The sequence below is a fragment of the Paenibacillus sp. FSL R10-2778 genome, assembly GCF_038593035.1.
Lineage (GTDB): Bacteria > Bacillota > Bacilli > Paenibacillales > Paenibacillaceae > Paenibacillus_AQ > Paenibacillus_AQ odorifer.
On the sequence record NZ_CP151956.1, the window covers coordinates 712305 to 727292 of the forward strand.

The 14988-nt window shown below is 47.0% G+C and carries 12 protein-coding genes and 1 riboswitch; of the genes, 9 read left to right on the forward strand and 3 right to left on the reverse strand.

The features are described 5' to 3' along the window. Positions 1–67 precede the first annotated feature (67 nt). Together NST40_RS03140 and NST40_RS03145 are read left to right on the forward strand one after the other, a co-directional pair. A complete protein-coding gene (locus NST40_RS03140; RefSeq protein ID WP_076130529.1) occupies positions 68–520 on the forward strand; it encodes a MarR family transcriptional regulator in 453 nt (150 codons plus the stop codon). Beyond that, a complete protein-coding gene (locus NST40_RS03145; RefSeq protein WP_076106051.1) occupies positions 517–2028 on the forward strand; it encodes a DHA2 family efflux MFS transporter permease subunit in 1512 nt (503 codons plus the stop codon). Before NST40_RS03140 ends, NST40_RS03145 begins: the two co-directional genes overlap by 4 nt. An 84-nt stretch (positions 2029–2112) precedes the next feature. On the opposite strand, the gene NST40_RS03150 is transcribed toward NST40_RS03145, so the two are convergent. Further along, positions 2113–2418, reverse strand: a complete 306-nt coding sequence (locus tag NST40_RS03150; protein WP_076220097.1) for a zinc ribbon domain-containing protein — start codon at positions 2416–2418, stop codon at positions 2113–2115. A gap of 95 nt (positions 2419–2513) precedes the next feature. Then, the gene (locus NST40_RS03155; protein WP_076220835.1) at positions 2514–3455 is read right to left on the reverse strand and encodes a YafY family protein; all 942 of its coding nucleotides are present in this window, start codon (positions 3453–3455) and stop codon (positions 2514–2516) included. A 150-nt stretch (positions 3456–3605) separates the two neighbouring features. Between NST40_RS03155 and NST40_RS03160 the strand changes: the two genes are divergently transcribed. Continuing rightward, positions 3606–4907: an MFS transporter gene (locus NST40_RS03160; protein ID WP_342410394.1), complete on the forward strand. Its 1302-nt coding sequence runs from the start codon at positions 3606–3608 to the stop codon at positions 4905–4907. On the opposite strand, the gene NST40_RS03165 is transcribed toward NST40_RS03160, so the two are convergent. After that, positions 4882–5550 carry a DedA family protein gene (locus NST40_RS03165; protein ID WP_076106058.1) on the reverse strand — a complete coding sequence of 223 codons (669 nt, stop codon included), beginning with the start codon at positions 5548–5550 and terminating at the stop codon, positions 4882–4884. The two genes, NST40_RS03160 and NST40_RS03165, sit on opposite strands and share 26 nt — an antisense overlap. 107 nt (positions 5551–5657) lie before the next feature. On the opposite strand from NST40_RS03165, the gene NST40_RS03170 reads away from it, so the two are divergent. The 6 genes from NST40_RS03170 to NST40_RS03195 all read left to right on the forward strand — a co-directional run bounded on the left by NST40_RS03170 (position 5658) and on the right by NST40_RS03195 (position 14966). After that, the gene (locus tag NST40_RS03170; RefSeq protein WP_341001102.1) at positions 5658–7031 is read left to right on the forward strand and encodes a polysaccharide deacetylase family protein; all 1374 of its coding nucleotides are present in this window, start codon (positions 5658–5660) and stop codon (positions 7029–7031) included. 132 nt (positions 7032–7163) lie between these two features. Continuing rightward, positions 7164–8522 carry a DUF58 domain-containing protein gene (locus NST40_RS03175; protein WP_342410395.1) on the forward strand — a complete coding sequence of 453 codons (1359 nt, stop codon included), beginning with the start codon at positions 7164–7166 and terminating at the stop codon, positions 8520–8522. Then, positions 8491–10830, forward strand: coding sequence for a transglutaminase domain-containing protein (locus NST40_RS03180; protein WP_342410396.1), 2340 nt, complete (start codon positions 8491–8493; stop codon positions 10828–10830). The genes NST40_RS03175 and NST40_RS03180 overlap by 32 nt, the downstream gene beginning before the upstream one ends. Before the next feature lie 162 nt (positions 10831–10992). Then, a complete protein-coding gene (gene guaA / locus NST40_RS03185) occupies positions 10993–12531 on the forward strand; it encodes a glutamine-hydrolyzing GMP synthase (RefSeq protein ID WP_036679874.1) in 1539 nt (512 codons plus the stop codon). A gap of 145 nt (positions 12532–12676) precedes the next feature. After that, a complete protein-coding gene (locus tag NST40_RS03190) occupies positions 12677–13141 on the forward strand; it encodes a hypothetical protein (RefSeq protein ID WP_076130535.1) in 465 nt (154 codons plus the stop codon). 202 nt (positions 13142–13343) lie between these two features. Further along, positions 13344–13443, forward strand: a riboswitch (purine riboswitch). Positions 13444–13565: 122 nt separating this feature from the next. Further along, complete coding sequence (locus NST40_RS03195) at positions 13566–14966, forward strand: NCS2 family permease (protein ID WP_036679893.1); 1401 nt, start codon at positions 13566–13568, stop codon at positions 14964–14966. Positions 14967–14988: the final 22 nt, after the last annotated feature.

The following is a 14988-nucleotide window of genomic DNA, read 5'->3' on the forward strand; positions in this document are numbered from 1 at the left end:
AGGTGTAAAATAGTACGCATGCGAACTATTAGATGGTCTAACTAATTAATTCTTTGGAGGTAAAGATTTGGAAGATAAGGAGCAGCAATTAGATGATATTTTCTCCTCTTTTCGCCGGATTAGCCATGCATTTCAGCAGCTGCTGTGGAAGGATGCTGAAGAGCTGGACATCACACCAACACAGTTGATGGTTCTCCGCAAAATATCTGCAAATCCCGATATTGGCATTACAGATCTTGCCGAGCTATTACATTTGGGGAACAGTGCAGCGAGCGGCGTAGTGGACCGGATGGTGAAAGCCGATTTGATCACAAGACAGCGCTCTGAGGTAGATCGGCGTATATACAACTTGGCGATTACTGAAAAGGGCAGAGAGATCAGGGAAAGAAGTAAGCAATCGCTCAGAAGACACTTACTTCCACTATCCAATATACCTGCCGAGGATGCAGGCGAATTACTTAGGATTCATACCGAAATCATTCAGATCTTAGAGCAGGGGAGAGACAAACAGAATTTATGAGTACAATTACAGGTAACGCTGCAGCGGCAACTAAGGGAATACGTAGAGGACCGATTATTGCAGCGCTCTTAATAGGTGCATTTGTCGCACTTTTGAACCAAACACTTCTTAATGTGGCATTGCCGAGCATAATGGACGATCTAAAAATCGCAACGAATACGGCACAGTGGCTAACAACGGGATTTATGCTCGTGAACGGTGTGCTGATACCGATTAGTGCGTTTCTGGTGGAAAAGTTTACGACCCGCCAGCTATTCATCACCGCGATGTCACTTTTTTCGTTAGGTACACTTGTCTGTGGAATCGGAACAGGCTTTGAAATGATCATGGTCGGCAGAGTCATTCAGGCGGTTGGCGCAGGGATTTTGATGCCGTTAATGAATATTGTGTTTCTTCGCATCTTCCCAATTGAAGAGCGGGGAAAAGCGATGGGGCTAATGGCGGTAGCCATGATTTTTGCTCCAGCTGTAGGTCCAACGTTGTCAGGGTGGGTAGTTCAGAACTATTCTTGGCGCGTATTGTTCTTTATCGTTCTTCCGCTGGCTATTCTTTCTACCTTGCTAGGTATGAAAACAATGCAAAATGTAGGGCAAACAACTTCTCCGAAGCTGGATAAAACGGGTGTTATCCTGTCTACCATTGGTTTTGGGGGATTGTTGTACGGCTTTAGTGATGCTGGAACCGATGGTTGGGGAAGTGCAACAGTCATTACCTGCCTCATTGTGGGTGTGATTGCACTGGCTTTATTCGTATGGAGAGAGCTTAAGGCTGAGACACCACTGCTTGAGTTCCGGATTTTCAGATACAATATGTATTCACTCACGACATTAATCAATATCATCATTACGATGGCTTTATATTCGGGTATGATTTTGCTGCCGATTTATTTGCAGACGATCCGTGGCTTTACGCCAATGGAGTCCGGTCTTATGCTGTTGCCGGGAGCCATTCTAATGGGAATTATGTCTCCAATCACGGGGATTATATTTGATAAAATCGGGGCAAGATGGCTGTCTGTGGTAGGCCTGATTATTACAGTAATTACGACCTGGCAATTCAGCCAGCTTACAGACAGTACGACGTATACGCATATGATTATTACTTATACGGTTCGGATGTTAGGCATGTCGATGTTATCGATGCCGATTGTAACGGCTGGACTTAACCAGCTTCCACAGCGTTTAAGCTCGCATGGTACAGCAATGTCGAATACGTTGCGGACGGTCGGAGGCGCGTTGGGAATGGCGTTGTTCGTCAGTCTAATGACCAATAAGACGAAGAGCACAATCACTGATACACTTATGAGCGGAACGGTTTCGTTAAACGATAAAGCAGCGATGCTTAAGCTTACGCAAGAGGCTACAATTAGCGGGGTTACGCATGCCTTTAACATTGCTACCTGGATCACTGTAGTTGCTTTGGTATTGGCTTTCTTTATTAAAAAGACTTCACCGCAGCCAGACTTCCTGAAGACGGAAGAAGTGCAGCCACAGCAGGACAATCAATAAAAAACTGGGTTAACAAAGAATGGAAAAAGGAGCGTCCTACGAACTGTTATGGTTCCGTAGGGCGCTTCTTTTGTTGTGATGCTATTAGTTAGCTGGAGACACAGCTGCAGGATCGCTCCAACGTTTCAGATGTGGCAGCTGCTCCGCGAGAAGTTTACGGGCAACATTCTCATCCATTCTTTCTTCGACCATATAGCCTGTACAAATGTCAGCCATTTCTTGCAACGTGATGTTAGGCTGTTTGAATGCGCCATTCTCATAGCAGTACACGCAGTAATCTTCGATCTTGTTGCCATTCTGGTCCGTTCCAAGCAATTCCGCCGTAGGCATTGGCATCCCACAGCTTTGACAAATTTTAAGATCTCCTTGCTCTACATGTTCATGTCCCATATTTAACACTCCTTTAAAGGTATGCAAGCTCTCTAGCGCCCGCTTTAAGTTCAGTATAGAACAATAAACCTGACGGCATTCCGTCAGGTTTATTGTTAGGTTATATATTTTGCTGCTATGCCTGCTGCAATCTGCCCCAGCTTTTGCCGAATATGCGGTGGCTCTAAGATTTCTACATGCATCCCGAAGCTTAGCAGGAATCCATACAGCCATCCATCCTCAGGATAGTTGATGGTAACCTTGTAACCTCCATTACCGTCGGGCAGTAGCTCGGTAGAATCAAACCGCTCTTCCGCTAGATGTTTGCTTTCAGCCTTAAACTGCAAAACGATGGGTGTTGCTGTTGTTACGGTTGATCTCTGATACTCGTTGCTCCAAGGCAGCTCGCTTGCATCCACATCTTTTGCAATAAAAACTTGGGTATTCTTAACGAGCTCTCTCATGCGCAACAGCTTAAATAGACGGAAATCCTGACGATTGAGACAAAATCCATATAAGTACCATGCTTGCCCCTTCAGCACTAAAGTATAGGGCTCTACCGAACGCTGGGTTGTCTGACCCGCAGCATCCACATAATCAAAGTTTACGGTCACGCTTTCCTCAAGTGCTTCTTTTAGAGTGGCAAGCTTTTCTTCCAGAATACGTTGAAGACCCCATGGGGAGAAGTCGATGATGAGCTGAGTCGTTTTGCTGCGGAAGGCGGCGGATTGGGAGGGCGGGATTACGCTGCTGATCTTTTCCATGAGCAGAGTATGTTCATTTCCTCCATAAGACGAGACGCTCTGCAGAGCCGTGAAAATATCCGCCAGCTCACGATCCGTCAAAACATTGCGGTCCAGCCGGTATCCTTCCATAAGCCCGATCCCACCGTTCGCTCCCTGATAGGTAACGATAGGAATTCCGGCCCCATTAATGCTTTCAATATCACGATAAATCGTGCGCACAGATACCTCGAACATATCGGCTAGCTCCTTCGCCTGAATTAGGCGGCGGTTCATTAGCAGGATAACGATAGAGAGCAATCGATCTATTTTCAAAAGACAATTCCTTCTTTCCCGGAGATTTCCGTGAAGTAATGCTGTATTTCATCTTAGCAAATCCTTGAAAATAAAGCATTGTCATAAATTAATGATTCGATTAATATCTAATTAGATATATGTATAAATAGATGAAATGAGGTTTATTTTATGAATAATCACTCAGCTGTTGCGATGTTTAGGAGTCATAAGGGATATTCACGATTGTTCACAGCCGGCTTGATCAATGGAATTGGTGATCGTTTTACTAGCGTTGCAGTACTGGCGCTGGTTCTGCAGTTGACGGGATCAGGCATGGCGGTAGGGATTTCGTTAGGTGTGAGACTGTTTCCTTATTTATTTCTGGCCCCGCTTGGAGGCATACTTAGCAGCAAAATTCCACGCAAATATATCATGATAGCTACAGATATGCTGAGGGTCCCAGTAGCCTTAGCCTTTTTATGGGTGGATGGGGAGGAGAAGCTGTGGTTGTTATATATGGCAAGTTTTTTGCTGGCAGCGGGTGAAGCCATTTACAGCCCTGTTCGTAGGTCCACTATCCCCTTGCTCGTCACCAAAGCTTCTCTGCTGACCGTCAACGGACTAGAGCAGTTAATGAGCGGCTGCGTGCTGATCCTTGGAGCGTTCAGTGGAGGGGTGGTGTCGATGTGGTTTGGTCCGGAGGCAGCGTTCATTATGAATGCAGTGTCTTTTTTAATCGCAGCGATGTTCATTTACGGTATCGATTTTCCACAACATTCGGAAATGGCGACGGTGGCTAAGAAGGCTACATATTCTCCTGAGGGGGACTTAGAAAAGTCCGATAAAGAAGCACAATACGGTCGGCTGCGTGCTCTGGGAATGGTAATTGGCGGAAGCTTAACGTTGCAGGTCATTTTCGGTTATGAGCTGTTGGTGCCGTTGCTAAATGGTCTGGATAATGTACTGATCAGTGTCTATGCGATACAGGTATTTCACGCGGGGGATATTGGAGTGGGGGCATTTTATGCGGCGCTTGGCATCGGTCTTAGCCTTAGTTTTTTTACCTCACGTTATTTAATAAAGGGGCTGCTGATTGTAGCCATCGGAGGGCTTTTACTAGAAGGTGTATTACTGATGGGCATCAGTGTCAGCAATCATTTTGCGGCAGCATTTATGTTATACATCCTGCTGTCATTTGCCGGGGGGACGGGGAATGCCTGTCTGGATACGCTCGTTATGCAGGAAACCCCATCTGCTATGCAGCCCTTTGTGTTTGGACTCCTGTCTGCAGTAGGAAATACGCTGCTGGGATTATCTATGCTGTTCGCCGGGTGGCTATTAGAAGGGGTAGAACCAAGAATGGTAGGGTTTGCTGGGGGAGCGGGATTTGCCATAGTTGCGCTTTTACTCGCAGGATACGGGGGGTACGCAGCAAGAAAAAACTTACTTAAAAAGGGCGGTGGCTTCACCGTCCCTTGGAAGTTTTTTTAACCTGAGTCTGTAGCTTAATGGCAGCTTTGCGCGGGAACAGGCGGATGCTTATCTTTTTGCGGTAGCGATACAGGATTACAAGGGCAGCTATAGCTACACCGCCAGAGATAATCCATAGTGCATATAACTCGAATAAATGGAAAATACCCATCCACTGCGGACCAAATACCCGTCCTATGCCAAGAAACAGCACTACCCAGAATAACGCTCCACTATAAGCGTAGAGGGCGAATTTACGGAAGGGCAGCGCAACTATACCAGCAAAATAGCCGGTAAAGTGACGAACGCCTGGAATAAAATATCCGATGGAAATAAGGATACTGCCGTATTTCTCGAACCATTTTTGCGTTTTATCCAGCTTGGCAGGGGAGAACAGCAACCACTTTCCGTATCGCTGGATGAAGGGCATTCCGGCTTTTAAGCCGACAAAATAGGTGAGGGTCATCCCGGCTGTGGTCCCAGCAAACGCCACTAGAATCAACGTTATGAAATCAAGTCTTCCCGTATAGGAAAGAAAACCTGCAAAAGCCATGGTAGTTTCTCCGGGAAACGGCAAGGCAACGAATTCGAGCAGCAATCCAAAAAACAATACGCTATATCCATATTTGCTGAATAATTCTTGTATAAAGTTCAGCATTTCCATAAGATTCTCACTCTCCAAGGGGCAGTTGCCTTATTCTATTTTGAAGCTTGTCTTCATACAATCTACCAAATGGCTTTTGAGCCAATAGAATGCTGGAGGTAGAGAAGATGAAAGGTAACAAAAACACTCACGGCCGCCGAAACTTGATAAGCGGATTGCTTGTTATGGTTGTAATCGTCATCGTAATGCTGGGATGGAACGCAGGGGAGAGTGTAGATTCTTGGATGAATCGTTCATTACAGTCCGCAAGTGCGGAGTCTGTCTCTGTTAAGAATAATCTCCCGTTAGTGGCGATGCAAGAATTGCCTCCTAAAGCAGAGTCCATTGTGACTGCTTCTCCAGAAGTTAAATTGAATTCCAGTACGGCACAAGTATCCAAAGTGTCGACAACATATTCAGCAATTACGGCCGCAAAGAAAGCTTCAAAAACGGTCTATATTACATTTGACGACGGACCGAGTGACAATACCTTCAACGTTCTAAAAATTTTACAGCAGCAAGGTGTGAAGGCGACCTTTTTTGTCCTTGGTAATCAAGCGAAAAGCCATCCAGAGCTAATTAATGCCATATGGGAACAAGGACATGCTATTGGCAATCATACCTATAATCATAATTACCATGATTTATATAGTGGATTCACTGAATTTTGGAGCCAGATTAAAAAGACCGAAGAAATTGTTCGGGGCATTACAGGGGTTCGCCCACAACTTATCCGCGCCCCGGGCGGAACCTTTGATCACTTTGATAATACCTACTTCAATTTGTTGAAGCAAGCCGGTTATATCGTTACGGATTGGACGGTGGACAGCGGGGATTCTAAACGCAAAGGGGTACCGGCGTCAGAAATCTTAAAAGAGTCAACTGCAGATCTGAAGTCCTCTCGGGTTATTCTTCTGCTGCATGATGGCGGCGGCCATCAGGAGAGTGTTAAAGCACTGCCTGATATTATTGCGCGTTATAAGGCTGCTGGGTACAGCTTTGGCCTTTTAGATGAGACGGTGGAGCCTGTACAATTCAGAGTCTCCTCAAAAGCAAATAGCTTGGGCAGAGTGAAACCTTCGGAAGCTTGGATCACCTCGAATATCATACCGAATGCAGAGCTGTTTGCGCCCGGCAAACCTTTGGTGCTGGAGGTTGGAAAGCTGGAGACGAAGCTGGCGCCAGGTGAATATGCTCTGCAAAAAGGGAAATATATGGTGCCACTTCGCGCTGTGATCGAACGGTTGGGAGGGCAGATTAGTTGGGATGCGGGCAGTCGCAGTGGGAAGATTGCCTGGAACGGCAAAGATATCATCGCGGATGTGGCGAACAAGGAACTCCTGTTAAATCTTCCTGATCATGTTCAAAAGATAAACGGTGCCAGTGTGGAGATGATTGGCGGTTCTATCTGGGTATCGCTGCGTGAGCTGCTGGAGACAGCCGATCATCCTCCTTTAAATATAAGCGTGACGGAAGGTGAGCGCCGGGTAATAGCCTTCTGAGATTTAGCGCTCAGGCAGTTTTTTTAAAAGAAAAAAACAATGTCTGGGCACCCTTTTTCATGGGAAGAATAGATAGTAATAAGTTCCTCAGCTGGGAACAAGTCTAGACCCAAAGGAAGGGTGTTCGTTCCATTGTCCTCTTCAAAAAAAGTAGAACACAAATTAAATAACAAGACTGAAAGAGTTAGAAGCTATCCGCGTAGCCGTAGTGCGTTGGCTGAATGGCTGCGGATGCTGACTGTGGCTGGAATTATAGGTGTTTTATATGCATGGCGCGGAGGCGCATCACTCTTATTTCTGCTGATCGCTGTAGGCGTTATCATGGTTGGCGGACTGATTGTTCAACTTTCAGGTCCACGGGCGATAAAGATTGAACGGACAATCACTCCAGTAAGACCGATAGCTGGAAGTACACTGCTTGTGAAGGTGCGGGTGAATTTCTCTGCCCGGCTTCCACTGCCATGGCTGACTATCGCTGATTTTTGGGGGGACAGAGGACATCACAAGCTACTGTTTCCGGGATTTAGACGCTCTTTTGAATACACCTACCTTCTTGAGAACATGCCGCGGGGACATCATCATTTGCAGGGCTGTAGAGTAACCTGGGGAGATTTGCCCGGATGGTTCACAGGCCGATCTGAGCCTGCTGAAGAGCATAGCGTTAAAGTGCTGCCAGCCCCCCTATATTATGGCGGAGCAGTCCCGGACAGCGGCTTTATTAGTGGTGATTCGCTCTATTCCAGAAGGGGAAGAAGCAGCAATGATGAGACCATGGAATCGCGGGAATATGAGCCCGGTGATCCGCTTAGCCGAATTCATTGGAAGAACAGCGCCCGGCTAGGAAATCTGCAGAGCAAAGTTCCAGAGCGTGAAAAGGCAAGAATGAGCTGTATCGTGTTGGCTAATGATCTCAAAAGCTATGAGATTCCAGCCAATGCACTTACACCTCGTGGCAGTCGGGAGGAGCAGCCTCCGGTATTTGAGAAGGCGGTGTCAACGGCGATGGGGCTGATGCACTTTGCTGAGCAGTCAGGTGCTTATGTCCAGTTATTTAGCGGAGGCTGGCCGGAAGGAATGGCTAGGCATGAAGGACTGGGTAAAATCCCAGGGAGAGTGCTGGATATTCTAACTGATATTTCTCCGAATGGAACAAGAACCCTGTCCGAGCTGTTGGAGGATGCTTCTAGAGGCTGGATTCCGGGAATGACCGTTGCTATAGTGACCGGAAGATTAGAGGAACAATCCGCTAAGGTTATCGCTAAATTCTTAGTGCAAGGTGTAAAAGTTGAGCTCTATTATGCTTGGGATCAGCCAGCTCCGCTGCCTGCTGAGGTAATGCTGCAGGAGATCCGCCAGCCTGTGCGGGGAACGGTCGGGGATAGTCTGGGTCGTCTGGGAGCACGGATGTTTTGTCTGGATGATGCATTGCCAGCTTACAGGCTCAGGGAGGTAGAGTACCATGAATCATCCGGAAAACCAACGCTACGGTAAGCGGATACCGGGTGACACAAGCTTCTCTATGAATGAGCACAGTGGGAAGGAACCAAAGCAGCTCCATTTGGAAAAACTGGAGAACAGTCATGCCGGTAAACAGAGAAAGATACCTCTGTATTATCGCATGCTGTTCTCTTTGGCTATTTTGGGGCTGTTTTTAGAATGGCTGCTCCCTTTATATAGAACGACTTCATTGGAAGATACTGCTAGATTGCTGCAGGTTCTGATGATTTCTGCTGCCGTGCTGTTGATGTGGGGAATCCTTCAGATTCCCGGGTGGCTATTGCTAAGTATCCAATGTTTGATGATCGGAACAGCTTGGCTATATCTATGCAGCGAGAGCGTAGGGACAGGATGGCTGGGCATTTATGCAGTAGAAATTCCAAATGATCTGATTTTGCTCTTTTCCGGGCATGTTTCTCAGCTAAGCGAGATCAGCAGACTTTTGATTTTGATTGTTGGCTGGGGGCTGCTGGTATCTTCGGTGCAGCAGCTTGCACTTTTCAGAGGTAGTACGCTGCTGTTTACAGCGGTGACCCTCATTTATCTATTAGTTCTGGATATTGGCTTTGGCGTTAATACGACAACGGATGTTGTAATATCAGTGGGGCTTATTGTATGGATGCAAGCAATGAGTGGTTTGCTCCGTCTGCGGGAACGGGTGGGCAGCTTTCACCTGCCGTATGCCCGATGGGGAGTTTTGGCATTAGCGGCTGCTATATTCGTCATGATGACAGCATGGTTTGGTGGGCAGGTATATGAAGTACGACCGCCTAACCAAACTACACTCCAGTCAACCTTTGAAAAGCTGCAGGAATGGGCTTCGGGCCATATGCCCGAAGATAATGAGGCTATACCTGCAGGAACAACAGGGTATAGTACAAATGATGGAGAACTGGGTGCTCCATTATCACGCAATACCGAGCCAGTCTTCACAGCGTTGACCAGTCAGCGTACCTATTGGCGCGGGGAGAGCATTGCCTACTATGACGGTCGCCGTTGGATCAGAGGTGGTGAGGAGTTTACTCCGCTTAACTTGTCCAGCCTGCCTCAGATTCCGGCGACGGTAACCACCACTAATGGGGGGCGGACTTTGCAACAGCGGATACAATTTGCTATTCCCTCTTCCGGTGGAATTCCTGTATTCAATGCGGGTACCCTAACAGATGTTGAGACAGTTCAACTATCCAATGGCAGCCAGCTTGGTTATGTTCTGGCGAATAAGGACAGGGATACCTTTCGTCTGCCAGATTCGGTGGGGTCAACTCGGATCACTGAGTATATAGTTGATTCTATACTTCCCGAGAGTAATCCAGTACTGCTGCGCGGGTTGGGTGACGCTGATCCACAAGAAATAAAGAATAAATACTTGCAGCTGCCTGATTTATTACCTGAGCGAGTGAAAGCTCTGGCAGAGAAGCTCACAGCTTCCTCGGGCAACCGATATGATTCCGCAACCGCCATTCGGGATTATTTGCAAAACGGGTATTCTTACACGCTGGATACCATGGTTCCGCCAGCTGGGGCTGATTTTGTGGATCATTTCCTGTTTGAGACCAAACAGGGTTACTGTGTGCATTTTGCCACAGCGATGACCGTATTGCTGCGAAGCACAGGTATTCCAGCGCGGTATGTTCAAGGTTATGGACCTGGAACCCAGCAGGAGGAAGCCATGCCGGCGAAGTATTTAGTCACCCAAGGGGATGCGCATGCTTGGGTAGAGGTTTATTTTGCCGGCGCAGGTTGGGTTCCTTTCGATCCGACGCCGGGTCCTGCGCTTGCGGCTGGCTTCCCTGCGCCGGCACGGCCTGCGGCCCCAGCAGTCGCACCGCAAGCAACGCGCAGCGCGGAACTGCCCGCCCTGCCGCTGGCGGGCGGGCCCTTTTCAGCGCCGCTCGCTGCCGCGGCGCTGCTTCCCGCCGCCGCTTGGCGCTGGCGGCGCAGCCTGGCTCTGCTGCTGGCCGCGCGTCGCGGCAGCAGCTTGAGCCGTGAGAGGCAGCTGCGCGCGGCCTCTCTGGCTTGGCACGGGCTGGCGGAGCGGTTTGGACCGCCGCCGCCCGGCGTTACTGGCAGGGAGTATGTGGACTCCCTGCGGATTTACGATGCCGGACTAGACGTGGCCGTCCGGCAGTTTGTCCGCCAGTGGGAGACCCTGGCGTACGCGCCAGCTTCGGCCTCCACAGCCGTGATCTCTGCCCGCGACAATCCCGTAGACTCCGCTCCCGCCCTTGGCGGCGAACCTTCGGCTTCTGATGCGGCCGCGTTTATTCGCGAATGTCTGCTCATTACCTTCCGTTTAACATAAACGGCTAATAACGCTTAGATCCGCTATCTAATTTATGCCATAGCAAGGAAGGTTCTGCATGAAGTTTTATCACTCTCTGATTATGAGAGGCGTGTCCTCCTTTCCTTGACGATGAGAATTAACCATGAGTATAATGAATCCAATAATCAAGGGAGGCACGTAATGAACAAGCCAAATGAAATTATCGTCGTTCTCGATTTTGGGGGACAATACAACCAACTTATCGCGCGCAGAATTCGGGACCTGGGAGTATACAGCGAACTTTTGCCGTACAATACGCCAGTTGACAAGATTAAAGCACTTTCGCCTAAAGGAATTGTCTTCTCCGGCGGACCTAGCAGTGTATACGCTGAAGATGCACCACACGTAGATCCGGCTATTTATGATCTAGGAGTGCCGATCTTCGGTATTTGTTATGGGATGCAGCTGATGGCTCATCAGCTTGATGGTAAAGTAGAACGTTCGGCTAAACGGGAATATGGTAAAGCTGATGTTGACTTTGCAGAAGGAACTGCTTTAGTTGCAGGATTGGAGAACCGCCAGACTGTATGGATGAGCCACGGTGACCATGTAGTTGAGCTTCCAACAGGCTTCAAGCTGGATGCAGGTACAGAAAGTGCTCCAATTGCAGCAATGAGCAACGCGGAGCGCAAACTGTTCGCTGTGCAATTCCACCCAGAAGTACGTCACTCCGTTCAAGGTAACGAGATGATCTCGAACTTCTTATACCAAGTTTGTGGTTGCGACGGCAAATGGACAATGGAATCGTTTATCGATGAAGCCGTTCAAGATATTCGCAATCAAGTCGGAGATAAAAAAGTACTCTGCGCTCTTAGTGGCGGAGTGGATTCTTCCGTTGTGGCTATGCTTATCCACCGTGCAATCGGAGATCAATTGACCTGTATGTTTATTGACCACGGCCTTCTGCGTAAAGGTGAAGCAGAAAGCGTTATGGAGACTTTCGTAGGCAAATTCGATATTCATGTAGTGAAAATCGATGCACGCGATCGCTTCATGAGCAAACTTGCAGGTGTTGAAGACCCTGAGCAAAAACGTAAAATCATTGGTAACGAGTTTATCTACTGCTTCGACGAAGAGTCAGCTAAGCTCGGAGATTTTTCTTTCCTTGCACAAGGTACGCTTTATACGGATATCGTTGAGAGTGGAACAGCTACAGCGCAAACCATTAAATCCCACCACAATGTGGGCGGCCTGCCAGAAGATATGAAATTCAGCTTGATCGAGCCGCTAAACACCTTGTTTAAGGACGAAGTTCGTAAACTCGGTGAAGAGCTTGGCATGCCACGTGCGATCGTATGGCGTCAGCCTTTCCCAGGTCCAGGTCTTGCTATTCGTGTCTTGGGTGAAGTAACAGAGGACAAGCTTACCATCGTTCGTGATTCTGACTACATTCTGCAAGAAGAAATTGCTAAAGCGGGATTAGACCGTGAAATTTGGCAATACTTCACTGCCCTGCCTAACATGAAGAGTGTCGGAGTTATGGGTGATGCTCGTACGTATTCCTACACAGTAGGTGTTCGTGCAGTAACTTCCATCGATGGCATGACCGCTGACTGGGCACGTATCCCATGGGATGTTCTTGAGAAAATCTCTGTACGTATTGTCAACGAAGTTGAGAATGTAAACCGGGTAGTGTATGACATTACTTCGAAACCACCTGCAACGATTGAGTGGGAATAGCATATAGCAATAAGAAACCTGCAGCTCCTTATTTATTAAGGGACTGCAGGTTTTTTTATTAACCGTGAAGCTTGTGACGGACCCTATATAGCAACTTTAGAGAATGTGATAAACTGGGAAAAATAAACTTACAGGAGCCATTAGAATGGGATTCTCACTTATTGGAACACTAATAGCTATGGTTATTCTTGCCCCAAGTTTACTGATGATTAAGTTTCCGCCCGATCATGTTCCCAGCGGTTTAAAAGATGCCGGCATCTTTTACACTCTTTTGGAGAGAGTAGGGCAGTTGGGGTGTATAGCCATTCTTGCGATTTCAAAGGATGACTTTGAAAATGTAGAATTCGGGATCTGGGCTGCACTTATCTTTGTGTTTATCACGATTTATTACGGTTTATGGATTCGTTATATGGTTAAGGGACAGCAATTCAGATTATTATGGGCTCCATTATTGTTTCTTCCGATTCCCATGGCAGTTCTCCCTGTTTGTGCATTTGGATTTGCGGCTATATGGGGCAGATCTTTCTGGTTGGGTATTGCAGTGATTTGTTTAGCTATAGGGCATTTTGCTAATTCTTGGCATAGCTATCAGTATTCCAAAGGGCAATAAGCCAGGGAACACCGAAATTGTTTTATAGGGAAAAATACCCATTTGATAAGGCTTTTGATAGTTAATAAGCTGCATGTTTTAAAGGATTTTGGGGTTGAAGTTAAAGATAAAAATGTATGAATTACGAACAATAGAAAAAATAAAGTCGAAAATGTTCGCTTTTTTCATTGACAACTTATGTGATGTCCCCCTAAAATGATAAAGCACAACAACATAATTCTTTCGTATATTTCCGGGAATAGGCCTGGAAGTTTCTACGAGGTCACCGTAATGACCTGGCTACGATTAAGAAGAGCTGAGCAACCCGTATTGTCCTGAATCTAGGGCTATAGTCATGGGTGCTACTCTTTTTTTCGAGCCGGTGTCGATCAGATACCGGCTTTTTGTTGCTGTCAGCCACAACATACCTTAGGGGGAGAACAATTTGAATCGGTTTTTCAAGTTGAAAGAGAACGGCACTACAGTACGTACAGAGATAATGGCCGGCTTGACTACGTTCATGGCTATGGCTTACATCCTGTCGGTTAATCCGAGCACATTAACAGCATTTGGCCGCATCGATATGGGCTGGTACTCTGTATTTCTAGCGACTGCGCTGGCAGCAGGTATTTTCACCATTGCAATGGGCGTGTTTATAAACTTTCCAGTAGCATTGGCACCAGGTATGGGACTTAATGCATACTTTGCTTCCGTAATTTTGTCTTCTGCAACCTCAGAACATCCATTCACTTGGCAAATGGGTCTGACCGCAGTATTTATTTCCGGTTTGATCTTCATCCTGCTCACGGTTACCCGAGTGCGGCAGATCTTACTGACAGCCATTCCTGACAGCTTGAAGCATGCCATTACCGTAGGTATCGGGATGTTCATTACAATCCTTGGGCTTAAGAACAGTGGTTTGATGACGATTGGTGTCGAAGCTGGTAAAGATATTTCCGCCAATACATTCACAGATGTCCTATCCTTTGAAACAATTATTCATATGGGTAGCCTAGAGAACACTGATGTACAATTGGTAATTATCGGATTGCTTCTTATTTCCATCCTGATGGTACTGCAAGTTAAAGGTGCGATTTTATTCGGTATCTTGGGTACAACCCTCGCGGGTATACTGATGGGTGTAGTTGATTTTGGCTCATTGTCCAGTCCGACAACCCCTTGGGTGCCTGACCTGACGCAATTGAACTTTTTCGAGTTTGACTGGGATGGTATCCTGCACACCGGTATTGTTTCAGCAATCGCAACATTCACTTTTGTAGAATTGTTCGATACATTTGGTACACTTGTAGGTACTGCTCAACGCGCTGGTATTATGGACAACCCTGAAGAAGGTAACAAACGTGTAGGTAATGCAATGTTTGTCGATGCCATTGCTGTTGCTGGTGGTGCGGCATTGGGTACTTCCACTACTACTGCTTTTGTAGAAAGCGCGGCAGGTGTTGCTGAAGGTGGACGTACAGGTCTTACAGCTGTAACAACGGGTGTGTGCTTCTTGCTTGCGTTGTTCCTTGCACCAATAGTAGCTCTGATCCCTGGATCTGCTACAGCCGCAGCATTGATTGTCGTAGGCGTGCTCATGGCACAATCGATTCGCGAAATTGATTTTCAAGATATGGTTGTTGCGATTCCAGCGTTCCTTACTCTAGTAATCATGCCTTTCACTTATAATATTGCTAATGGTATTTCCTTTGGTATCGTAACTTATGTAATCCTTGCTTGTGTAGCTAACCTTGCTGGCAAGAAAAAATACGATATTCACTGGATGATGTGGGTACTTGCTATTCTGATTATTCTCCGTTATGTATTTCTTGGTAGTGCGGGCTAACTCATATATAGCATACAGATGT